This window comes from Saccharothrix saharensis (assembly GCF_006716745.1).
Taxonomy (GTDB): Bacteria; Actinomycetota; Actinomycetes; order Mycobacteriales; family Pseudonocardiaceae; genus Actinosynnema; species Actinosynnema saharense.
The window spans coordinates 7,810,674-7,833,464 of record NZ_VFPP01000001.1 but is presented as its reverse complement, the minus strand read 5'-3'; the positions used below and the strand labels follow the sequence as shown (position 1 = coordinate 7,833,464).

Annotated in this window: 18 protein-coding genes; 6 read left to right on the top strand and 12 right to left on the bottom strand. The window is 72.4% G+C overall.

Annotation, left to right across the window (positions count from 1 at the left end; all coding sequences use genetic code 11):
- Positions 1–267: 267 nt before the first annotated feature.
- The gene (locus tag FHX81_RS35695) at positions 268–1,404 is read left to right on the top strand and encodes an MFS transporter (protein ID WP_141982895.1); all 1,137 of its coding nucleotides are present in this window, start codon (positions 268–270) and stop codon (positions 1,402–1,404) included.
- Position 1,405: 1 nt separating this feature from the next.
- Here the strand turns inward: FHX81_RS35695 and FHX81_RS35690 are convergent, their stop codons facing one another.
- Genes FHX81_RS35690 through FHX81_RS35675 form a run of 4 tightly spaced genes read right to left on the bottom strand, consistent with a single transcriptional unit; the run spans position 1,406 to position 5,709 of the window.
- Complete coding sequence (locus FHX81_RS35690; RefSeq protein WP_141982894.1) at positions 1,406–2,596, bottom strand: MFS transporter; 1,191 nt, start codon at positions 2,594–2,596, stop codon at positions 1,406–1,408.
- On the bottom strand, positions 2,593–3,150 hold the full coding sequence (locus FHX81_RS35685) for an ArsR/SmtB family transcription factor (protein ID WP_141982893.1): 558 nt from the start codon (positions 3,148–3,150) through the stop codon (positions 2,593–2,595). The genes FHX81_RS35690 and FHX81_RS35685 overlap by 4 nt, the downstream gene beginning before the upstream one ends.
- A 52-nt stretch (positions 3,151–3,202) precedes the next feature.
- Positions 3,203–4,795: an ABC transporter permease gene (locus FHX81_RS35680; protein ID WP_141982892.1), complete on the bottom strand. Its 1,593-nt coding sequence runs from the start codon at positions 4,793–4,795 to the stop codon at positions 3,203–3,205.
- Complete coding sequence (locus FHX81_RS35675) at positions 4,792–5,709, bottom strand: ABC transporter ATP-binding protein (RefSeq protein ID WP_141982891.1); 918 nt, start codon at positions 5,707–5,709, stop codon at positions 4,792–4,794. Before FHX81_RS35675 ends, FHX81_RS35680 begins: the two co-directional genes overlap by 4 nt.
- Before the next feature lie 93 nt (positions 5,710–5,802).
- Here FHX81_RS35675 and FHX81_RS35670 point away from each other — a divergent pair, with 93 nt between their 5' ends.
- Together FHX81_RS35670 and FHX81_RS35665 are read left to right on the top strand one after the other, a co-directional pair.
- Complete coding sequence (locus FHX81_RS35670) at positions 5,803–6,312, top strand: GbsR/MarR family transcriptional regulator (protein ID WP_141982890.1); 510 nt, start codon at positions 5,803–5,805, stop codon at positions 6,310–6,312.
- A gap of 197 nt (positions 6,313–6,509) precedes the next feature.
- Positions 6,510–8,315 (top strand): S8 family peptidase, encoded by a 1,806-nt coding sequence (locus FHX81_RS35665; protein ID WP_141982889.1) that lies wholly within the window; start codon positions 6,510–6,512, stop codon positions 8,313–8,315.
- 185 nt (positions 8,316–8,500) lie between these two features.
- On the opposite strand, the gene mshC is transcribed toward FHX81_RS35665, so the two are convergent.
- On the bottom strand, positions 8,501–9,739 hold the full coding sequence (mshC, locus tag FHX81_RS35660) for a cysteine--1-D-myo-inosityl 2-amino-2-deoxy-alpha-D-glucopyranoside ligase (RefSeq protein ID WP_141982888.1): 1,239 nt from the start codon (positions 9,737–9,739) through the stop codon (positions 8,501–8,503).
- 99 nt (positions 9,740–9,838) lie between these two features.
- On the opposite strand from mshC, the gene FHX81_RS35655 reads away from it, so the two are divergent.
- The 3 genes from FHX81_RS35655 (at position 9,839) to FHX81_RS35645 (ending at position 13,644) form a co-directional block, all read left to right on the top strand.
- Positions 9,839–10,627, top strand: a complete 789-nt coding sequence (locus FHX81_RS35655; RefSeq protein WP_141984311.1) for an SPFH domain-containing protein — start codon at positions 9,839–9,841, stop codon at positions 10,625–10,627.
- A 70-nt stretch (positions 10,628–10,697) separates the two neighbouring features.
- Positions 10,698–12,485, top strand: coding sequence for an aa3-type cytochrome oxidase subunit I (ctaD, locus tag FHX81_RS35650; protein ID WP_141982887.1), 1,788 nt, complete (start codon positions 10,698–10,700; stop codon positions 12,483–12,485).
- 124 nt (positions 12,486–12,609) lie between these two features.
- Complete coding sequence (locus tag FHX81_RS35645; protein WP_170232293.1) at positions 12,610–13,644, top strand: VCBS repeat domain-containing M23 family metallopeptidase; 1,035 nt, start codon at positions 12,610–12,612, stop codon at positions 13,642–13,644.
- Positions 13,645–13,691: 47 nt separating this feature from the next.
- Here the strand turns inward: FHX81_RS35645 and FHX81_RS35640 are convergent, their stop codons facing one another.
- The 7 genes from FHX81_RS35640 to FHX81_RS35610 all read right to left on the bottom strand — a co-directional run bounded on the left by FHX81_RS35640 (position 13,692) and on the right by FHX81_RS35610 (position 22,733).
- Positions 13,692–15,626, bottom strand: coding sequence for a vWA domain-containing protein (locus tag FHX81_RS35640; protein ID WP_141982885.1), 1,935 nt, complete (start codon positions 15,624–15,626; stop codon positions 13,692–13,694).
- Positions 15,623–17,011 (bottom strand): sigma 54-interacting transcriptional regulator, encoded by a 1,389-nt coding sequence (locus FHX81_RS35635; protein ID WP_141982884.1) that lies wholly within the window; start codon positions 17,009–17,011, stop codon positions 15,623–15,625. The genes FHX81_RS35640 and FHX81_RS35635 overlap by 4 nt, the downstream gene beginning before the upstream one ends.
- A gap of 178 nt (positions 17,012–17,189) precedes the next feature.
- Positions 17,190–18,044 carry an aminoglycoside phosphotransferase family protein gene (locus FHX81_RS35630; RefSeq protein ID WP_246108136.1) on the bottom strand — a complete coding sequence of 285 codons (855 nt, stop codon included), beginning with the start codon at positions 18,042–18,044 and terminating at the stop codon, positions 17,190–17,192.
- Positions 18,045–18,154: 110 nt separating this feature from the next.
- Positions 18,155–19,942, bottom strand: a complete 1,788-nt coding sequence (locus FHX81_RS35625; protein ID WP_246108135.1) for a glycoside hydrolase family 6 protein — start codon at positions 19,940–19,942, stop codon at positions 18,155–18,157.
- Positions 19,943–20,404: 462 nt separating this feature from the next.
- Positions 20,405–21,202 carry a hypothetical protein gene (locus FHX81_RS35620; RefSeq protein WP_141982881.1) on the bottom strand — a complete coding sequence of 266 codons (798 nt, stop codon included), beginning with the start codon at positions 21,200–21,202 and terminating at the stop codon, positions 20,405–20,407.
- A 32-nt stretch (positions 21,203–21,234) separates the two neighbouring features.
- On the bottom strand, positions 21,235–21,708 hold the full coding sequence (locus FHX81_RS40955) for a YcxB family protein (RefSeq protein WP_170232291.1): 474 nt from the start codon (positions 21,706–21,708) through the stop codon (positions 21,235–21,237).
- Positions 21,705–22,733 (bottom strand): ferrochelatase, encoded by a 1,029-nt coding sequence (locus FHX81_RS35610; RefSeq protein WP_141982880.1) that lies wholly within the window; start codon positions 22,731–22,733, stop codon positions 21,705–21,707. The genes FHX81_RS40955 and FHX81_RS35610 overlap by 4 nt, the downstream gene beginning before the upstream one ends.
- Positions 22,734–22,791: the final 58 nt, after the last annotated feature.

The window sequence follows — 22,791 nt, the reverse complement described above, 5'->3', positions numbered from 1 at the left end:
GCGGTCCGCGGGACACGTCGAGCAGGTAGTCGCCGGCAGCCGGGTCGCGCGGCCACGCACCAGGGCGTGGCGAGCCCGGCCAGCCGCTGTGCGACGGTGCCCGGGGTCCAGCACGACGACCACCTCGCGTCGAGGGCGGCGATGTCGGCGGGTGACAGCCCGACGCCGCCGTCGGGCAGGTGCCCGGTCACCGGGGGAACCTGCCGGCGGACGCGGGAACCACCCTCGTGGTCGGGAGCGGTGAGCTCGGTGGTTAGGTCGCTCCCCGTGGCCGACCTCCGTTCCCGCGTCCGCGTGGCGGCGCTGTACGCGGGCGGGTTCCTGGGGCCCTTCGGCGGCGCCGTGACGGCTTCGGTGCTGCCCGAGGTCGGCGGGGACTTCGGGGTGTCGGCGGGGACGGCGGCGGCGACGTTGACCGGGTACCTCGTGCCGTTCGCGCTGCTCATGCTGGTGTCCGGCACGTTGGGCGAACGGTGGGGCGCGCGCCGGACCGTGCGCGCCGCGTACGTCGTGTACGTCCTGGCGTCGGTGGTGTGCGCGGTCGCCTGGTCGTTCCCCGTGCTGATGGGCGGGCGCGCCGTGCAGGGGGCGGCGAACGCGTTCACCACTCCCCTGCTGTTGGCGGCGATCGCCGCGGTGACGCCGAAGGCGCGGTTGGGGCGGGCGTTGGGCGTGTTCGCGTCCATGCAGGCCGCCGGGCAGACGTCGGCGCCGCTGCTGGGCGGCTTGGCGGCCGAGGCGTCGTGGCGGTGGGCGTTCGTCGGCGCGGCGGTGGTGGCGGGTGTGTTGGCGGTCGTCGGGCTGCCCGCCGACCCGCCGCGGGACACCGCACGGCCCCGGCTCCGCAGCGCCTGGCGGCCCCGGACGCGGCGGCTGGCGGCGGTCGGGTTCGTGGGCTGGGGGTGCTTGGGCGGGGTGTCGTTCCTGGTGGCCCTGCGACTCGGTGACGCGTTCGGGTTGGGCGCGGGGCAGCGGGGGCTGGTGCTGACCGGGTTCGGGCTGGTCGGGATCGGCACGGCGCGGCTGACCGGGTGGGCGATCGACCGGTTCGGCGCGCGGCGGTGCGCGCTGTCCGGCGCGGCCGTCGGCGGGGTGCTGCTGGTCGGGGTCGGGCTGGTGCCGTCGGTGGTGGCGGTCGGGGCATTGTGGGCGGTGGCGGGCGCGTTCAGCCAGGCGGTGATCGTCGGGTTGAACGCGCTGGTGCTGTCCTCGGACGACGCCAACCGGGGCGGTGCGGTGTCGGTGGTGCAGTCGTGGCGGTTCCTGGGCGGCGCGGCGTCGCCGGTGGCGTTCGTGCCGCTGTACCACCTGGACCCGGCGAGCGCGTTCCTGGTGCCCGCCGGGCTGGTGCTGGCCGTGCCGCCCGTGCTGCTGCTCGGCCGGCGCCGACCGGCACCGCGGTGAGTCAGGCCGGGTCGAGGAGGGCCGGGGCGTCGAGCGCCGCCAGCGCGAGCACGCCCGCCGCCAGGTAGAGCGCGGCCTGGGCGTTGAGCAGCGCGGACAGGCCGAGCACGGGCGTCAGCGCGCCGGCGAGCACCATGCCGAGCGCCTGGCCGCCGTCGTAGAGGCTGACGAACGTGGCCAGCACCCGGCCGCGCACGGCGTCGGGCGCGTGCAGTTGCAGCACCGACATCATCCCGGCGCCCGCGATCACCCCCGGCACGCCCACCACCACGAACGCGGCCAGGTAGAACACCAGCGCGGTGGTCACGTGCGGCCCGTTCCACCCCACCGCGGCCACCGCGGCGAAGCCGACCAGCGACACGCCCAGCAGCCGCGCGGGTGCGAGCCGGCGCGCCAGCACGCCCACCAGCAGGCCGCCGAGCAACCCGCCGACCGCCTGCACGCCGCGCAGCAACCCCACCTCGGCCGCTCCCCCACCGAGCCGTTCGGTCACGAACACCACGAACAGCACCACGAACAAGCCCTGGCCCGTCGCCATCAACGCGACCACGCCCACCATCGGCCGCAACGGGCCGCGGATCTCGCGCACGCCGTCCAGCCAGGCCCGCCACGCGGGCTCGCCCGCCGGGCGCACCGGGTCCGCGGTGCCGAGCGCCGCCACCAGCGCCGCCGCGAGCAGGAACGACGCCACGTCCACCAGCACCACGCCCGGCAGCCCCGTCGCGCCGAGCACCACCCCGCCCAGCGACGCGCCGACCAGCCGGGCCAGGTTGGCGTTCAGCCCCACCAGCCCGTTCGCCGCGGGCACCTGCTCGCGCGGCACCAGCGTCGGCAGCAGCGCGTTCTTGGCGGGCTCGAACAGCGCCGCCAACCCGGCCTGCACCGCCGTCACGACGTTGACCAGCACCAGGTCGCCGGTCAACAGCGGCAGCAGGGTGGCCGCCTGCACGAGGCTGACCAGCAGCATCAGCCGACGCCGGTCCCAGCGGTCGGCCAGCACGCCCGCCAGCGGCGACAGCGCGAGGCTCGGCAGCAACGCCACCACGAACGTCGTCGCGGTCGCCGCCGCCGAGCCGGTGCGCTGGTAGACGTACACCGGCAGCGCGACCAGCAGCACCCAGTCGCCGACCTCGGAGACGAACCCGGCGATCCACAGCCGGCGGAACGCCGGCACCCCCAGCGGGCCGGTCACCGCGGGAACGCCCGGACGCCGACGTGGGCGGGGAGCGCGCCTTCGGGCACGTCCCGGCGCACCGGCACGAGGTACGGGCGCAGGATGTCGTCGATCATGCCGAGCAGACCGGACAGCTCCTCCGCCGTCACGTTGACCGTGTAGCCGTGCAAGGCGGAGGCTTCCAGCCACTCGCGCGGCAGCTCGTGCTGCCGTTCCAGGAACCGCCGCGCGAGCCGGTCGTCCTCGGTGAGGCCCAGCGCGATCAGCGCGTCCTGCTGGGTGCGGACCTCCGGGTCGTCGGAGAACGCGCCGACGTCGTAGCCGACCGAGGTCGCCCGCCACGGCCGTTCCCGCCCGTCGCCCGCCTCGGCCCGCGCCACGAAACCGGACTTCGCCAACTGCCGCAGGTGCCAACTGCAGTTGGACGCGGTCGACCCGACCGCCTCGGCGCACTCGCTGGCCGTGCGGGGGCCGACCGCGAGCAGGTGGTTCAGCAACGACACGCGCAGCGGGTGCGCCAGCGCCTTGAGGGCGTCGGCATCGGTGACCCGTCGGGGCCCTGGGAGGTCCATGGCCCCGACGGTAGACCTGAAAGAAGTCTTTCGAAAGACTTCTTTCAGGTTTTCAGCCGACGTCCCGCCGTCGGAACCCGGCGAAGCCGACCACCATCAGCACCGCCGCGACCAGCGCCAACCACAGCAGCGGGCCGGCGGTCACCTCGGCACCCGGCGCCTTGGGGACGTGCGTGAACGGCGACAGGTCCATCGCCCACCGGTCGAGCTGCAACAACGGCCCGAGCTGGCCGAGCACCAGGAACACCACGATCACCGCCCAGCTCGCCGACGACAGCTTCGGCACGAGCGCGAACAGCGCCAGCGCGAGACCGGCGACCACCCACACCGCCGGGACGTGCACCAATGACGCGCCGACCAGCCGCACCACCTGGCCGTCGACGTCGCCCACCCGCACGCCGTGCACCAGGCCCGCGCCCACACCCGCCGCGGCCAGCACGACGGCCGTGCCGACGGTCGCGAACAGCACGTGGCCGCCGACCCACGCGACCCGGCTGACCGGCGTGGCCAGCACCGGCTCGGCCCGCAGCCCCGTCTCCTCCGCGCGCAGCCGCAACGTCGACTGCACCACGTAGATCGCGCTGAACAGCGCGATGATGCCGAGGATCGACGCGAGGTAGACGTCCACGATCGCGCCCGTCCCGCCCATCTGCGCGATGATCTTCTGCAACGCGGGGTTGGCCTCGAGCATCTGCTCGACGCCGCGCGCGACCGACCCGTAGACGGCGCCGAGCACGAGCAGGCTCAGCGTCCAGCCGATCAACATGCCCCGCTGCAACCGCCAGGCCAGGCCGAACGCGCTGCCCAGCGAGCGGGGCGCGCGGGCCGGGCCGAGCCGGGTCGGCACCAGGCCGCCGCCGAGGTCGCGCTTGGTGACCAGGACCGACGCCGTCACGATCAGCACCGCGAACAGCGCGACGGGCAGCACCAGCACCCAGAACCGGTCGCCCGCGAACGCCCTCGTCCGCTCCAGCCAGCCCAACGGCGACAGCCAGGTCAGCCACGTCGGCCCCTCGTCGCCCGCCGCGTCACCGACGGCGCGCAGCAGGTAGGCGACGCCGAGCACCCCGCCGGAGATCGAGTTGGCCGTGCGGGCGCTCTCGGACAGTTGCGCGCTGACCGCGCCCACCCCGGTGAACACCCAGCCCACCGACGCGAACGCGAGGCCGAGCGCGAACGATCCGGACGCGGACTCGCCCAGACCGGTCAGGCCGAGCGCGACCAGCAGGCCGATCAGCGTGCTCGCCAGCAACGCCACCACCACGGCGGCGGCCAACGGCGCGTGCCGGGCGACGACGGCCGAGCCGATCAGCTCCAGCCGGCCGGTCTCCTCCTCCGCCCTGGTGTGCCGGGTGACGAGGAACATCGCCATCAGCCCGACCAGCAGCCCGCCGAACACGCCCCATCGCCAGGCCAGCACGCCGCCGGTCGTGGACGCGTCGTAGAGCGGGCCGAGCATGGCCAGGAACGCGGGGTTGCCGCCCGCCGTCGCGCCCAACTGCTGCCGGGACTCGACCGAGCCGTACAGCTCGCCCACGGTCGAGGCGGTGGACACCGTGATGCCGACCAGGCCGACGACCCACACGAGCAGCAGCAGCCGGTCGCGGCGCAACGCCAGGCGCACCAACGAGCCGAGGCCGGTCACGGCGACACCGCCCGTCCGGTCGGGCCCGCCGGCAGCTCGTCCTCGTAGTGCCGCAGGAACAGCTCCTCCAGCGTGGGCGGCTGGCTGGTCAGCGTCCGGACGCCGCTGCCGACCAGCGCCCGCAGCGCCGCGTCCAGGTGGTCGGTGTCGACCTCGAACCGCACCCGCCGCCCCTCCACCACCAGGTCGTGCACGCCCGGCAGCCCGGCCAGCCCGTCGGGCGGGCCGACCAGCTCGGCGGAGACGCTGGTGCGGGTGAGGTGGCGCAGGTCGGCCAACGTGCCGGTCTCGACCGTGCGGCCGTTGCGGATGATGCTGACCCGGTCGCACAGCGCCTCGACCTCGGCCAGGATGTGGCTGGACAGCAGCACGGTCCGCCGCCCGCGCAGCTCGCGGACCGCCTCCTGGAACACCGCCTCCATCAGCGGGTCCAGCCCGGAGGTCGGCTCGTCCAGGATCAGCAGCTCCACGTCCGAGGCCAGCGCCGCGACCAGGGCCACCTTCTGCCGGTTGCCCTTGGAGTACGTGCGGCCCTTCTTGCGCGGGTCGAGCTCGAAGCGCTCCAGCAGCTCGGCGCGGCGCTTCTCGTCCAGCCCGCCCCGCAGCCTGCCCAGCAGGTCGATCACCTCGCCGCCGGTCAGGTTCGGCCACAGGCTCACGTCGCCCGGCACGTAGGCGAGCCTGCGGTGCAGCTCGGCGGTGTCGCGCCACGGGTCGCCGCCCAGCAACGACGCCGAGCCGGCGTCGGCGCGCAGGAGCCCGAGCAGGACCCGGATGGTGGTCGACTTGCCCGACCCGTTGGGGCCGAGGAAGCCGTGCACCTCCCCCTCGTGGACGGTCAGGTCCAAGCCGTCCAGCGCACGTGTCGGGCCGAAGGTCTTGACCAGGTCCGACACGGATATCGCAGCAGTCATGCAGGCAAGCTACAGTCGTTTCACAAAGTCGTGAAGTTAAGGAAGCGTATAAACTGCCCTCCTTCCTGGGGACCACGAAGGGATGATCCGGCGGTGACAGACGTGGGCGAGCGTGACGAGCAGGCGGTGCTGCGCTTCATCGAGCGCTTCGGCGCGGTGTTCGCCGAGTCCGGCATGCCGCGGATGCCGTCGCGGGTGTTCGTCGCCCTCCTGGCCACCGACTCCGGCGAGATGACCGCCGCCGAGCTGGCCGACCTGCTGCGCGTGTCCCCCGCCGCGATCTCCGGCGCGGTCCGCTACCTGGCCCAGATGAACCTGGTCAGCCGGGAGCGGGAGACCGGCTCGCGCCGCGACCTCTACCGCGTGTTCGACGACGTCTGGTACGAGGCGCTGTTCCGCCGCGACGAGATGTTCCGCCGGTGGTCCGGCCCGCTCAAGGAGGGCATCGGGGTGCTCGGCCCCGCCACGCCCGCGGGCAAGCGCATCTCCGAGACGCTGATGTTCTTCGAGTTCGTCCACGCCGAGCTGCCGAACCTGCTCAAGCACTGGCGGTCGTACCGCGACGAGCGACTGGGCGCACCGGATTCCGCCGACCGGCCCTGACCGCCCGTACCGATCGCCCGCGATTCGACGTAGTTACGACTATCGGCGCTACTGGGCCGTCGGTTTTGTCCCGACCATGCATGTGACCAGGTCGCTCCACCCCGTTCGCGCGGACGTCCCATCCCCTGCACCGCACGGCCGACCGGCGCACCCGCCCGGCACGGCCGCGCAGCCCTGCCCCGAGGGAGAACCCTGACATGGGAGACGCCCGAACCACCGGAAGACTGGCCGTGCTCGGCCTGGCCGCCGTGTCGGCCGCCGCGCTGGCCTTCGCGAACGTCGGAGTGGCCGCCGCGGAGGGCACCGTGCTCGGCGCGGACCGCGCCGACGCCGTCCCCGGCTCCTACATCGTGGCCCTGAACGACTCGGCGTCGCCGAGGTCGGCGTCCGCGTCCACCGCGTCCTCGCTGGTCGACAAGTACGGCGGCCAGGTCCGCGTGACCTGGCAGCACGCGCTCAACGGCTTCCACGCCACCCTGTCCGCGGGCCAGGCGCGACGCCTGGCCGCCGACCCGCGGGTCGCGTTCGTCCAGGCCGACCTGCCGATCTCGGTCGACGCCGTCCAGCAGAACCCGCCGTCGTGGGGCCTGGACCGCATCGACCAGCGCAACCTGCCGCTGGACAGCGCCTACAACTACTCGACGACCGCGAGCAACGTGCGGGCGTACATCATCGACACCGGCATCCGGACCACCCACTCGGACTTCGGCGGCCGCGCCACCTGGGGCACCAACACCGTCGACTCCAACAACACCGACTGCAACGGCCACGGCACCCACGTCGCCGGCACCGTCGGCGGCACGGCGCACGGCGTCGCCAAGGGCGTGCAGCTCATCGCGGTCAAGGTGCTCAACTGCGCGGGCTCCGGCACCACGGCGGGCGTCGTGAACGGCGTCAACTGGGTCACCCAGAACGCGGTCAAGCCGGCCGTCGCGAACATGTCGCTGGGCGGCGGCGTCGACACCGCCCTCGACACCGCGGTGCGCAACTCGATCGCCGCGGGCATCACCTACGCGGTGGCGTCGGGCAACTCCAACGCCAACGCGTGCAACTACTCCCCCGCCCGGGTCGCCGAGGCGCTGAGCGTGAACGCGTCCACCAACACCGACGCGCGCGCCTCGTTCTCCAACTACGGCACCTGCACCGACCTGTTCGCGCCCGGCCAGAACATCACGTCGGCGTGGATGACCAACGACACCTCCACCAACACGATCAGCGGCACGTCGATGGCGTCGCCGCACGTCGCGGGCGCCGCCGCGCTGTACCTGGCGGACAACCCGACCGCGACCCCGCCGACCGTGAACGCGGCCATCGTCGCCGCCGCCACCTCCGACAAGATCACCAGCCCCGGCACCGGCTCGGCGAACAAGCTGCTGTTCACCGGCACGGCGACCCCCGGCGGCCCGGCCGTGACCAACCCGGGCAACCAGTCGACCGTCGTGGGCACCCCGGTCAGCCTGCAGCTGTCCGCGAGCGGTGGCACCGCGCCGTACACGTTCTCCGCCACCGGCCTGCCCGCCGGCCTGTCGATCAGCTCCTCGGGCCTGATCAGCGGCACGCCGACGACCACGGGCACCTACTCGGTGACGGTGACCGCGACCGACTCGGCGTCGCGCACCGGCAGCACCACGTTCTCGTGGGCGATCACGTCGACCGGCGGCGGCTGCGACCCGGCCACCAACAGCACGGACGTGACGATCGGCGACAACTCCGACGTCAGCAGCCCCATCTCGCTGACCTGCGCCGCCAACGCCTCGGCCTCCACCACCGTGCAGGTCAACATCGTGCACACCTACATCGGTGACCTGATCGTGGACCTGGTCGCGCCGGACGGCACGGTCTACAACCTGCACAACCGCAGCGGCGGCAGCACCGACAACATCAACCGCTCGTACACCGTGAACGCCTCCTCCGAGGCGGCCGCGGGCACCTGGAAGCTGCGCGTCCGCGACCAGGCGCTGTTCGACACGGGTTACCTCAACAGCTGGACGCTCGACGTCTGAGCGTGACGTGACCGGCGGGGCCGTCCCACTCCGGGGCGGCCCCGTTCACGTGACACCCGTGGGCCGTGGCGGACGCGGCACCGGAGTTCGGATTCGGTGGTCCCGGTGGAGCGGGTGCTGTGCTCCCGGGCGACCCCCAACGATGTGGACGCCGCCCCGGAGCCGGTCACCTCATCTCCCGGGGGTCAGAGCTCCACGCCCAGCAGCGAGTCGGCGGCGGCGCGGAAGAGGGTCGGACCGGTGTGGTCCGTGCCGCCGGTGGCGACGGCTTCGGCCGCCCACGCGTCCATCGCCGCCAACGCGCGGGGAGTGTCGAGGTCGTCGCTGAGGTGGTCGCGCAGCCGGGCCACGGTGTCGACCGCGCTCGGACCCGTGGCCGGCGACGCCGCCAGCCGCCACTTCGCCAGTCGCGCCTCCGCCTCGGCCAGCAGGGCGTCGCTCCACGGCCGGTCGCTGCGGTAGTGGCCCGCGAACAGGGCCAGCCGCACCGCGTTCGGGTCGACCTTCCGCGCCCGCAGCTTCGACACGAACACCAGGTTGCCGCGCGACTTGGACATCTTCTCGCCGTCCAGGCCGATCATGCCCGCGTGCACGTAGTGCCGGGCGAACGGGTGCTCCCCGGTCACCGCCTCGGCGTGCGCGGCGGAGAACTCGTGGTGCGGGAAGATCAGGTCCGACCCGCCGCCCTGCACGTCGAACGACGTGCCCAGGCGGTTGAGCGCGATGGCGCTGCACTCGATGTGCCAGCCCGGCCTGCCCTCACCCAGCTCCGACGGCCACGACGGCTCGCCCGGCCGGGCCGCGCGCCACAGCAGCGCGTCCAGCGGGTGGCGCTTGCCCGCCCGGTCCGGGTCGCCGCCGCGCTCGGCGAAGAACCGGCCCATGGTCTCCAGGTCGTAGTTCGACTCGTAGCCGAACCGGCCGGTCGCCGTGTGGTCGAAGTAGACGTCGGGGAACTCCGGGTCGTCGACCCGGTACGCCGCACCGCCCGCCAGCAGCTTCGCGATGACCTCGACGACCTCCGGGATCGCGTCGACCGCGCCCACGTAGTCTCGCGGCGGCAGCACCCGCAGCGCCACCATGTCCTCGCGGAACAGCGCGGTCTCGCGCATGCCGAGGACCACCCAGTCGTCCTGGTCGCGCTCGGCCCGCTCCAGCAGCGGGTCGTCGATGTCGGTCACGTTCTGCACGTAGTGCACGTCGTGGCCGTTGTCCAACCACACCCGGTGGACCAGGTCGAACGCCAGGTAGGTCGCCGCGTGGCCCAGGTGCGTGGCGTCGTACGGGGTGATGCCGCAGACGTACAGCCTGGCGGTGGCGCCGGGAGCGGTCGGGCGCACCTCGCCGGACGCCGTGTCGAACAGCCGCAACGGACGCGGCTCCCCCGCTACCCGCGGGACAGGAGTGGATGACCAGGTCTGCATGTCAACGACCCTAACTCGCGCGCGGGACCGGGGACGAAACGTCCGCTTCGCGGGAAGCCGGGCGTACCCTCGTCGGCAGGGACGTGGGAGATGGTCGCGATGATCCTCGACATCGTCATCGGCGCGCTGGGTGTGCTCGCGGTCGGGCTCGCGGGCAGCGCCCGCGTCGTCAAGCAGTACGAGCAGGGCCTGGTGTTCCGCTTCGGCAGGGTGCGGCCCGCGCCGCGCGGACCGGGGCTGACGATGGTCGTGCCGGGCATTGACCGGCTGCGCAAGGTGAACCTGCAGATCGTCACCCAGCCCATCCCCGCCCAGGACGGCATCACCCGCGACAACGTCACCGTGCGCGTGGACGCCGTCGTGTACTTCAAGGTGGTCGACGCGGTGCGTGCCGTGGTGACGGTCGAGGACTACCGGTTCGCCATGCTCCAGGTCGCGCAGACGTCGTTGCGCTCGATCATCGGCAAGAGCGAGCTGGACGACCTGCTGTCCAACCGCGAGCGCCTCAACCAGGGCCTGGAGCTGATGATCGACAACCCGGCGGTGTCGTGGGGCATCGAGATCGACCGGGTCGAGATCAAGGACGTGGCGCTGCCGGAGAGCATGAAGCGGTCCATGTCGCGGCAGGCCGAGGCCGAGCGGGAGCGGCGGGCGCGCGTCATCACCGCCGACGGCGAGCTCCAGGCGTCGAAGAAGCTGTCCGAGGCCGCCGCCGCGATGGCCGCCACGCCCGCCGCGCTCCAGCTCAGGCTGCTGCAGACCATCGTGGAGGTGGCGGCGGAGAAGAACTCGACCCTGGTGCTGCCGTTCCCGGTCGAGCTGCTGCGCTTCCTCGAACGGGCGACAGGATCGGTGGAACAGCAGGTCAGGGTGCCGGAGCAGGGCTGAGCGTTTGCCCCTTGCCGCCACCGGGGGGACGATGTGGTCTGGCTCACGTCGTCGGGACGAGGGAGGCGGCATGACCGCGCTCAAGCCGGAACCCGTGATCACCCACCCGGGTGCGGCCCGACGACGGCCGAAGGGCGCGGTGCTGCTGGGGCTGCTCCGCACCACCGACCCGAAGCAGATCGGGCTGCTCTACCTGACCACGTCGTTCGTGTTCTTCATGGTCGGCGGCGTGATGGCGCTGCTCATCCGGGGCGAGCTGGCCCGACCCGGCCTGCAGTTCCTGTCCAACGAGCAGTACAACCAGCTGTTCACCATGCACGGCACGATCATGCTGCTGCTGTACGCGACGCCGATCCTGTTCGGCTTCGCCAACTACATCCTGCCGTTGCAGATCGGCGCGCCGGACGTGGCGTTCCCCCGGCTCAACGCGCTGTCGTACTGGCTGTTCCTGTTCGGCGGGCTGACCGTGATGGCCGGGTTCCTCACCCCCGGCGGCGCGGCGGACTTCGGCTGGACCGCGTACACGCCGCTGAGCAGCGCGGTGCACGCGCCGGGCGTCGGCCCCGACCTGTGGATCATGGGCCTGGCGGTGTCCGGCCTCGGCACCATCCTCGGCGGGGTCAACATGGTCACCACGGTGTGCTGCCTGCGCGCGCCCGGCATGACCATGTTCCGGATGCCGATCTTCACCTGGAACATCTTCGTCACCAGCATCCTGATCCTGCTGGCGTTCCCGATCCTCACCGCCGCCCTGATGGGCCTGGCCGCCGACCGGCACCTGGGCGCGCACGTGTTCGACCCGGCCAACGGCGGCGTGATCCTGTGGCAGCACCTGTTCTGGTTCTTCGGCCACCCCGAGGTCTACATCGTCGCGCTGCCGTTCTTCGGGATCGTGAGCGAGATCTTCCCGGTGTTCAGCCGCAAACCGTTGTTCGGCTACAAAGGACTGGTTTTCGCCACGTTCGCCATCGCGGCGCTGTCGGTGGCGGTGTGGGCGCACCACATGTTCGCCACCGGCGCGGTGCTGCTGCCGTTCTTCTCGCTGATGACGTTCCTGATCGCGGTGCCGACCGGCATCAAGTTCTTCAACTGGATCGGCACCATGTGGAAGGGGCAGCTGACGTTCGAGACGCCGATGCTGTTCAGCATCGGGTTCATGGCGACGTTCCTGCTCGGCGGGCTTACCGGCATCATCCTGGCCTCGCCGCCGCTGGACTTCCACGTCACCGACACCTACTTCGTGGTGGCCCACTTCCACTACGTGCTGTTCGGCACGATCGTCTTCGCCACCTATGCGGGCCTGTACTTCTGGTTCCCCAAGATGACCGGGCGGATGCTGAACGAGCCGCTGGGCAAGCTGCACTTCTGGACCACGTTCCTCGGCTTCCACGGCACGTTCCTGATCCAGCACTGGCTCGGCAACCTCGGCTTCCCCCGCCGCTACGCCGACTACCTGGAGAGCGACAACTTCACCCTGCTGAACACGATCTCCACGATCGGGGCGTTCCTGCTGGGCGCGTCCGTGCTGCCGTTCGTGTGGAACGTGCTGCGCAGCTACCGGTTCGGCGACCCGGCCGGGCGCGACGACCCGTGGGGCTTCGGCAACTCCCTCGAATGGGCGACGACGTGCCCGCCGCCGCGGCACAACTTCACCGAGCTGCCGCGCATCCGGTCCGAGCGGCCCGCGTTCGAGCTGCACTACCCGCACATGGTGGAGCGGATGCGCGACGAGTCGCACTTCTCCCTCCGCCCCGGCAAGCACCACGCCGAGCCCGACGCCACCACGGAGAAGGCGCTGGCCTCGACCGAGCGGGAGCGCGAGACCAAGGACGAGATCAGGGACGACCGCACCGACTGAGCGCGTCCACCGGGCTCTGTCGGGCGTTCGCCGGACAGGTGCGGCGCGCCGAACCTCATACCGTGGTGTGTTCCCTCCCCCGGGAGACCGGTTGCACACACCACGACCGATGAGGAGACCTCGTATGTCACGAGGCAGAACGGCACGACTCCGCGCCGCCGTGAGCACCTGCCTGGTCACCGCGGCCGGACTGGCGTCCGTCGTGCTCGCGTCACCGGCGCACGCCGCGCCGTCCTTCCAGCTGCCCTTCGAGTGCGGGCAGAAGTGGCGGCTCGACACCTGGGCCCACAGCCCCGCGCTCGACATGGTGCGCGAGCCGAACCAGGTCGGCACCGAGGGCGCGGCTCTGCTGGCGCCGGCGGCCGGCACGGTGAACAAGTCCTTCTACCACGACAACGCCGGCAACGTGATCCAGATCAACCACGGCGGCGGCCACTTCACCACCTACCTGCACCTCCAGTCGCGCGCGGTCGCGGTCGGGGCGCGGGTCGCCCAGGGGCAGCGGATCGGGCGGGTCGGCCGGACCGGGCCCACCTCGAACGACCACCCACACCTGCACTACGAGCAGGGCTTCGACGCGAACGGCGACGGCAGCGCCACCTGGGGGTATGCGGGAGCCGAACGCGTCGCCGCGGTGTTCGACGGGGTGACCCACACCGGGTCCTCGCGCACCTGGCGCGACGTGACCAGCCGCAACTGCGGCAGCGAGACCGACAACGAGCGGGTGTCCGACTTCAGCGGTGACGGCCATTCCGACGTCCTCGGCGTCAACGCCAACGGCGACCTGCTCTACTACCCCAACAACGGCCTCGCGCTCTCCACGCCCAAGCAGATCGGCCACGGCTGGAGCAGCTTCAGCCACGTCATGGCCGCCGACTTCAGCGGCGACGGACACGCTGACATCCTCGGCGTCAACGCCAACGGCGACCTGCTCTACTACCCCAACAACGGCCTCGCACTTTCCACGCCCAAGCAGATCGGCCACGGCTGGAGCAGCTTCAGCCACGTCATGGCCGCCGACTTCAGCGGCGACGGACACGCTGACATCCTCGGCGTCAACGCCAACGGCGACCTGCTCCACTACCCCAACAACGGCCTCGCACTTTCCACGCCCAAGCAGATCGGCCACGGCTGGAACGCGTTCACCCACGTGATGTGACCCCGCGGGTGGCGCGTCCCCAGCCCGGGGGCGCGCCACCTCGCCGGTCAGCGGCGCTTGCGGGAGCGCAGGTAGTCGCTGACGACGGCCGCGCCCAGGCCGTCCTCGTCCGGCGCGACGACCCGGCCGCCGGACCGCCTGGCCAGCGTGTCCACGAACCGGGTCAGCCTGGGGTCGTCGCCCAGCCGGAACACCGTGATCGACGCGCCCAGGCGGGCCAGGGCGTCCACCTCGACCAGGGTCTTGCCGATGGTCCGGGGCAGCGGCGGGTAGTGGAACTCGGCGTCGCCGGTCGCCTCCAGGTGCGCGGTCGGCTCGCCGTCGGTCACCACCAGCACCACCGGCTGCGCGTCGGGGTGCCGGCGCACGTGCCGACCGGCCAGCAGCAGCGCGTGGTGCAGGTTCGTGCCCTGCTCCCACACCCCTTCCAGCGCGGTGAGCTGCCCGATGTCGACGGTCTCGGCGTGCCGGCCGAACGTGATCAGCTCCAGCGCGTCGGTGCGGAACCGGGTCCGCACCAGGTGGTGCAGCGCCAGCGCGGTGCGCTTCATCGGCACCCACCGGCCGTCCTGCACCATCGACCAGGACGTGTCCACGCACAACGCGACCGCCGCGCGCGAGCGCTGCTCGGTCTCGCTCACCTCGACGTCCACCACGTCCAGCTCGACCGGGCCGCCCGCCGACCGCAGCACGGCGTTGGTGACGGTCCGCGGCACGTTCCACGGCTCGGTGTCGCCGAAGCGCCACGGCCGCGTGGACCCGATCAGCTCACCGGCCGCGCCGGCGGACGAGTTGTCCCGCTGCCCCTGCTCCCGGGCGCGGTCGAGGACACCCCGCAACGCCGTCTCGCCCAACTGCCGCAGCGCCTTCGGCGTCAACCGCAGCGTGCCGTCCGGCGCGCGTTCCAGCAGGTTCTGCGACCGCAGCTCGCGTTCCAGCTCGGCCAGCCTGCGCGCGTCCACGCCCGTCTCCGCGCCGAGCTGCCGGACCAGCGCCTCCAGGTCGATGTCCTCCAGCCGCGCGCCGGGATAGGACTGCGCGAGCTGCTCGGCCAGCGCGTCCAGCTCGGCCAGGTCCGCCATCGCCTGCGCGCCCTCGCCCAACCCCAGCGGGTTGTTGCCGCGGAACCGCGCCGAGCCGTTCCAGTCCTCGCCCGGCCGCAGCCCTTGCAGCAGGGCGTCCAACTGCGACAGCTGCGCGCCGACGCCGGAGTCGCCGAAGGCCTGCTGCGACAGCGCCGACAGCTCCTGGCGCTGCTGCTCCGACATCGAGTTCATCATGCGCTGGGCGGCGGCCGACCGGGCGGCCAGCGCGTCGATCAGCTCGTCCACGGACTTCGGGTTCTCCGGGAAGAACTCGCCGTGCTGGCGCATGAACCGCTCGAACCGCTCGGCCGTGTCCTCGCCCGCGGCGTGGGCGGCCAGCAGGTCGTTCAGGTCGCCCAGCATGGCCTGGATGCGCCGCACGTCCTCGGGCCGGACGTTCGCCATGGCCTGCTTCATGCCCTGGAACCGCTGGTCCATGAGCTCGCGGCCCAGCAGGGTGCGGATCTGCTCGTAGGACTCCCGTGCCTGCGGCGAGCGCCAGTCGTACTCGGCCAGCTCGCTCACCGCGGCCGCGGTCGACTGCGGCAACGCGTCCAGCCTGGCCTCGCGGAACCGCGCCTCGTCGTCCGGGTCGGGGAACAGCGCGGCCCGTTCGGCGCGCAACGCCTCCTCCAGCAGCCGCTGGATCTCCTGCAGCGTGCCGTCCAACCGGTGGCGGCGGGTGAGGGCGGCGCGCTTCTGCCACAGCCGCGCGGTCAGGTCGTCCAGGCCGCGGGTGCCGGGCAGGCCCCGGCGCAGCAGCTCGCGCAGCGCCGAGTCGGGCGAGGCGCCTTCCATGACTTCGCGGCCCAGCTCGTCCATGGCCGCGCGCAGGTCGGTCGGCGGGGCGAGCGGGTCGGGCCCGTCGACGTACCGGCCGTACCGGTAACCGGTCATCCGTACACCTGTCGGTCGTCGTCGCTGCTGTCCTTCGACAGCTGACGGGTCAGGTAGAGCGATTCCAGCGCCAGCTCGACGGCCGACGCGATGCGGCCCGCCGGGTCCTTGGGACCCGCGCCGACGCGCTGCGCCACGTCGTGCAGCACGGGCAGCTCCGGCAGCGCGGCCAGCAGGTCGCCGGGGTGCACGCGCTCACCGGTGGCCACCGGGTGGCCGTCGGACACCAGCGCGGCCAGGGGCCGCAGGTCGACGCCCGCGAACGTGGACCGCGCCGTGTCCGCGACGGCCCGGCGCAGCAGGTGCACCAGCACCTCCTGCTCGCGGCCCTCCTCACCGGCCTCGAACTCGAGCTTGCCGCGCAGCACCTCGGGCACCGAGTCCAGGTCGACCGGCCGGGCGATGGGCGGATTCTCGCCGATCAGGGCGCTGCGCCGCAGGGCGCTCGCGGCCACCGTCTCCGCCGCCGCGACCGCGAACCGGGCCGACACGCCGGAGCGCTGGTCGATCGAGGACGACTCGCGCAGGTGCCGCACGAACCGGGCGATGACCTCCAGCAGGTGGTCGCCCACCTCGGCGACCAGGTGCGCCTCCTGGCGGACCAGGTCGACCTCGGCGCCGATCTCCAGCGGGTAGTGGGTGCGGATCTCCGCGCCGAAGCGGTCCTTGAGCGGCGTGATGATGCGGCCGCGGTTGGTGTAGTCCTCGGGGTTGGCGGTGGCGACGAGGAGGACGTCCAGCGGGAGCCGCAGCGTGTAGCCGCGGATCTGGATGTCGCGTTCCTCCATCACGTTCAGCAGCGCCACCTGGATGCGCTCGGCCAGGTCGGGCAGCTCGTTGACGGCGATGACGCCGCGGTGGGAGCGGGGCAGCAGGCCGTAGTGGATGGTCTCCGGGTCGCCGAGGCTGCGGCCCTGGGCGACCTTGACCGGGTCGACGTCGCCGACCAGGTCGCCGACGCTGGTGTCCGGGGTGGCGAGCTTCTCGGCGAACCGCTCGTCGCGGTGCTTCCACGTCACGGGCAGGTCGTCGCCGAGCTCGGCGGCGCGGCGCTTCGACTCGGGGGTGATGGGGTCGAGCGGGTGCTCGTTCAGCTCGGCGCCCTCGATCACCGGCGTCCACTCGTCGAGCAGGCCGACGAGGGTGCGCAGGAGCCGCGTCTTGCCCTGCCCGCGTTCGCCGAGGAGGACCACGTCGTGCCCGGCGAGCAGTGCCCGTTCCAGCTGCGGCAGGACGGTGCGGTCGAAGCCGACGATGCCGGGCCACGGGTCGCGGCCGTCGCGGAGGGCGGCCAGGAGGTTCTCCCGGATCTCGGCCTTGACCCCGCGCGGCGCGTAACCGGCCGCGCGGAGGGCGCCTGCGGTGGTGGGGAGGTCGGAGGTCACCCCGTCGAAGTTACGCACTGCCGGGCCTCCGGTCGACGTGGAGCGACTCCACCTCGCGTTTTCCGCCGGAACTCCCCGACCGGACCGGAATTGTCGGACCCCTCTGGGAAAATGAGAACAGGGGTCCCCTGGGCGGGGACTCCTGCGAAGCGTTCCCGGGTCGGCGGGCGTTCCCGGGTCAGCGGGCCAGGGTGAGGAGTTCCGTTCGCATCGCCTCGTCGTCGAGGTAGGCGATGGCGATCATCGGGGCCAGGGCCCGGCACCAGTCGTGGAGGCGGTCGGGGTCCAGGGCGGCGGCGGCGGCGACGGTGGTGGCGCGGGTCGGCACGTCCCCGTGGCCGGCGGCGGTGAGGGCGTAGTCGACGACGTCGAAGCACGGGTCGCCCACGCAGGGCCTCGGGTCTATCGCGACCAGCGCGTGGCCGCCGTCCAGCACGTTGCCCAGGTGCAGGTCGCCGTGCAGCAGCACGCGCGGCTGCGTGTTGAGCAGGGCGGAGCAGCGGTCCCACGCGCGGCTCCAGGTCCGCTCGGAGACGTGGGCGGCCACGGCGGGGTCGGCCAGGCGGCGGCCGATGCGGGTGAAGGCCTCTTCGCAGCGGGCGCGCAGGTCCGGCCACGGGCGGTCACGGTCCGGCACGCCGTGCAGCGCGGTGACCAGGTCCGCCCACTCCCGCGGTGCCGGCGGGGTCGGCAGTTCGTCCGCCGGGGTGCCCGGCCGCACGGCCTCCATCAGCAGCACGCCCTCGGCTTCGGCCAGCACCGCGGGCACGCGACCGGACGGGGCGAAGTGCCGCAGCACGGACGCCTGCGAGGCCAGGAAGACGGGGTCCGGGCTGAGCTTCAGCGCCATCGGCGCCTCACCGCGCGAGCACGCCACCACCACCGACGAAGCGCCCGGCGGCATCACGTCACCCAGGGTGAGGTCCCAGCGCGCCGCGACCTCGGCCGCCAGCTCGGGCACCCGTGCGCACCACCCGGCGACCGGAGGGCCGAACCGCTGTGCCAACCGCGAAGTGATCTCGTCGACGTCCACCGGTGTCACAGTAGGAGCGACGGCAAGCGGATAAAGGCCCGTAGGCGGCGTCCGGGTGGACGCCGCCTACGGGTTGTGCAGTGCGTTGTTCAGTTGTCAGTCACCCGAGGTCACAGCGCCGGGTAGGCGTTGGCCATGAGCTCCTGGAACTGGGCCGAGAACCAGTGGCCCGACAGCGGCGCGTTGGCAAGCGCACCCGAGGGGTTGTTGCCGTTGCGGATGTTGCCACCGTAGGTCGGGTCGCACATCCGGTCGAGGCGCTTGCCCTCGTCGTTCGGGATCTCGCTGGACGCACCGTCGGACTCACCCGGCGGCTTGATCCAGACGTAGGCGTCGATGCTCGGCTTCGGCGCGGCCTTCGGCCGCTCGCCCAGACCGGCGCCGGCCTGGTTGCACCAGTTGCCCTTCTGGTAGCGGCGGTCGATGCGGGACTCGTTCACGTACGCGTCCGCGGTGGTCGCGGTCGACTTCGCGGTGGGCCGGTTCGGGCCGCCCCAGCCGTTGCGCGAGGTGTCGATCAGCATGCCGATGCCGCTGTCGAAGCCCTGCTTGACGAGCTCGGCGCGCATCGCCGTGGCGAAGCCCAGCTCACCGTTGAAGTCGTTCCAGTCGACCCACTTGGCGTTCTCCTTGACCGGGCGACCGCCGACCAGGTCGTCGACCGTCCAGTACGGCTCCTCCAGCGCGGAGTAGTTCGCCGTGTTGGTGGCGAAGCCGTGGACCTTGTCCTTGGTGGCGCCGTTCTTGCCCAGGATCGAGGCCATCATCTTCGCCGAGGCGTAGAAGTTGTCGTACTCGGGAACCGTGTCGCCCCACCCGATCCAGCCGTGGTGGCCGGAGTCGAGGTAGTTGTAGACGTTCGGGATCTCGCCCAGCTTGCCGACGGCGTACGAGACGCCCTCGACGTAGTTGCCGTTCGCCTTCATCGTGTCGCAGTTCGCCACGGCCGTGGCGCGCGGGGTCACGTTGGTGACGAGGTTGGGCAGCGAGTCGATCTCGATGACCGCGACGATGCGCAGCTTCGAGTACTTCGCGTTGCTGACGATGCTCGTGATCTTGTCGATGTACTCGGTCTTGTAGCGACCGATCTCGGTCGGGCCGAGCTCACCGGCGGAGGCCAGCGCGGCGCAGTCGCGACCGGGCAGGTTGTAGACGACGAACTGGAAGACGAGCTGGCCGTCCGCACGCGCGGCGCGCTGCTTCTCGGCCTCGTCGAGGTGGGCGGCCAGACCCATGCTGCCGGTCGTCGGCGAGCCGTTGCCCTCGATCGCGCTGGTCCGGTCCAGCCACACCGCGGTGGGCTGGTTCGCGATCCGCGAGCCACCCGGCTCGGCGGCAGCGCGAGCCGACCACTGCGGGTTGACGTACACGCCCGCGCCCACGTACGGGTTGTCGACCTTCGGGCCACCCGGGTTGTTGCCGGTGGTGGTGGTCGTCGTCGTGGTGGTCGTGGTGGTCGTCGTCGTGGTGGTGGTCGTGGTCGTCGTGGTGTCGATCGACCCCGTGCACACCGTGCCGTTCAACCGGAACTGCGTGGGCACCGGGTTGGACCCGGTCCACGAGCCGTTGAAGCCGGGCGTCACCGAAGCACCGGTGCCGAGGTTGCCGGCCCAAGAGGGGTTGCGGACCGTCACGCGCGTCCCGGACTGGGAGAACGTGCCGTTCCAACCCTGCTGGACCCGCTGACCGGCGGCGAAGTCCCACTCCAACGTCCACCCGCCGGAGATGGCGTCACCGAGGTTGGTGACCGTGACGTTGGCGCCGAATCCGCCTTGCCACTGGTTCGTGATCTGGTACGCCACCCGACAACCGGGGGCAGCGTTGGCGGTGGCGGTCGAAGCCACCACCCCGGCAACGGACAGGGCCGCCACCGAGGTCACCGCCAATGCCCCGGTCATTTTCCGGGAACGTACGAACGTGCGCAGACTCATGCATCGCCTCCTTGCGAGCAACCCGCCATCTGGGAGCGCTCCCAGTGGTGTCGCCGAATCGGGATTCGACGCGAGACCGAAACGGCTTCCTGGGAGCGCTCCCAGACGTACGGTAACGCACGACACCTCGTGTTGACGAGGGGTTGACCTGGACATAATCCATGGCTATACCCGCGCACGAAACCCGCCACCGAGCCTGCGACCTGCACCGACGGTACTTCGGTCACCGATGGGACAGTAGCCACCAGTTCGGCCGGAACCGATTCGGAGCGCGAATGGTCGTCGCCCGGCTCACCTGTTCAGCCGATTGCCGGAGCGGTTCGGCGGCAGGGCCACCGTCGAATATTCGACGGACGATCCGAAAGACCGGTCGACCGATCGTTTCGACGATCACCGAATGGCTGTCGAACATTCGACGACGACTACCGCCTAATGGCGGCCGGCGCCCTGATCCGAAAGGACGCGCACCGCTTCGTCCACAGCCGCGAGCCGAGCCCGCCGCACGGCCTGCGACAACGGCCGCAACGCCTCGTCCCGGGCCCTCGTCGCGGTCGCCGACACGGCCCCGCCCGGCGCGTCCGACGCCGCCACGGTGAGGATCGCGGCGACCTCGGCGGCCCGCTGGAGCACGCGCAGCGCGCGCGACGGCATCCCGGCGGGCCACTCCAGCCCCGAGTGCTCCGCGGACAGCGCGGCGATCTCGGCGCGCACGTTCGGCCGGTGCCGCGCCACGTCCAGCGTCACCAGCGCGGTGGCCGCCTCCCGCATCGCCGACGCCAGGCCGTGCTCGGCCTCGCCGATCGGCACGTGCTCGGCGGCGGGTGCGCCGGGCAGGTCGAACACCGTCCACCGCAGCACGCCGTCGGCCACCAGCTTCGGCACCAGCCCCACGCCCACCTCCGGCAGCACGGCCGCCTGGCCGGCGCGCAGCGCGGACTTGCCGAGCGGGCCGTTGGCGCCCAGCCCCCGCACGTCGCCGGGCACGGGGATGACCAGCCGGGCGGTGGTCGCGGACGCGCGGCGCAGCGACGCCAGCAGCAGCGCGGGGCCTACCGGGACCTCGTCGGGGCCGGGCAGGTCGAGGGCCGTCGCGGTGCCGTCGTCGTCGGCCACCACCTCGTGCAGCCCGGCCCAGAACCCCAGGGCGTCGAGGACGTCGTCGGCCGCGGCCGCACCATGCAGCCAGGCGGACGTCCACACGACCAGCGTCGCACTCGCACAAGACACGCCTGCCGAGGGTACGCGGGCCGCGCGGCGGTTCAGGCCGCCGGGCCGACGTGTTCCACCAGCAGGGAGCGGAACTTCCCGACCGCCTCGGCGTCGGCGAACGCGCGGTGCGGCACGGCGTACACGGCGGTGGTGCCGGTCCGCAGCACGAAACCGCGCGCCGTCTCCACCCAGCCGGGCAGCTCCGCCCAGCTCAGCTCGCTGCGCGCGGCCTCGCCGACGGACATCCGCAGCGAGTGCGCGTCCGCCGTGCCGGTCACCGCCTTCGCGGCGAGCGGGTGGTTGTGGAAGTTCACCGCGGTGCCCACCGGCACGAGTGCGACGATGATCACAGCGAGCACCAGCCCGAACACGCCCGCCCACGTCATGCCCAGCACGAGCACCACGACGCCCAACACGCCGAGCACCGCCGCGAACCACGGCGCCCACCGGTACAGCGGCACGGACGTGCGCAGCGCGTCACGCCAGTCCGCCGGCCGGGGCGACCAGCTGAAGTCCACGCTCACCGACCCGCTCCCGGCCGTTTCGCCGGCTCGCAGCACCGGGTGGCGCAGAACGCGCCGTCGACCGTGCAGCCCAGTGAGCGGAAGTCCGACAGCTTGCGCGCCGGCGCGTCGGACACGTGCTCCGCGACGAGTTCCGCGACGAGCCGGGCGAAGCGCGGGTCGTCGTTGGGGGTGGCCGCGCGGGCGAAGCCCATGCCCAGCTCCTGGGCGCGCTCGCGGGCCTCGGTGTCCAGGTCCCACACCACTTCCAGGTGATCGCTGACGAACCCGATCGGGCACACCACCACGTTGCGCACACCCTTGTCGTAGAGGGCGTCGAGGTGGTCCACGATGTCCGGTTCGAGCCACGGCACCTGCGGCGGCCCCGACCGCGACTGCCACACCACGTCGTGCTCGGCCGCGCCGACGGCCTCGGCGACCAGCCGGGACGCCTCGGCGACCTGCCGGGAGTAGAGGTGGCCGCCGTCCTCGGGCGGTCCGGCGGCCTGGTCCGCCGACACCGGCACCGAGTGCGCGGTGAACACCAGGCGGTGGTCGTCACCGGGCAGTCGGGCGGCGGCGGCGCGCACGGCGTCCGCGAACGACTCCACGAACAGCGGGTGGTCGAAGAACTGGCGCAGCTTGACCAGCTCGGGCGCGTCCGGCACGGCCGCGCGGGCGCGCAGGATGTCCTCGTCGTACTGCCGGCACGCCGAGTAGCCGCCGTAGGCGCTGGTCGGGAACACGAGGGCGCGCCGGACGCCGTCGGCCTTCATCCGGGCCAGCGTGTCCTCGACCATCGGGTGCCAGTTGCGGTTGCCGAAGTAGACCGGCAGGTCGACCAGGCCGCGCACGGCCTCGATCGCGGCGCGGTTGAGCGCGTTGATCGGCGACACGCCGCCGAAGTGCTGGTAGTGCTGCTCGACCTCGTCCAACCGCTCGGGCGGGACGCCCCGGCCGCGGGTCACGTTCTCCAGGAAGGGGCGGACGTCCTCGGGTCCTTCCGGTCCGCCGAAGGACAGCCAGAGCAGCGCGTCGTAACTCACCCCGACATCCTCGCGCCGCCGCCCGGGTACCGCACAACCGGGTCGGCGTGATCGCCCG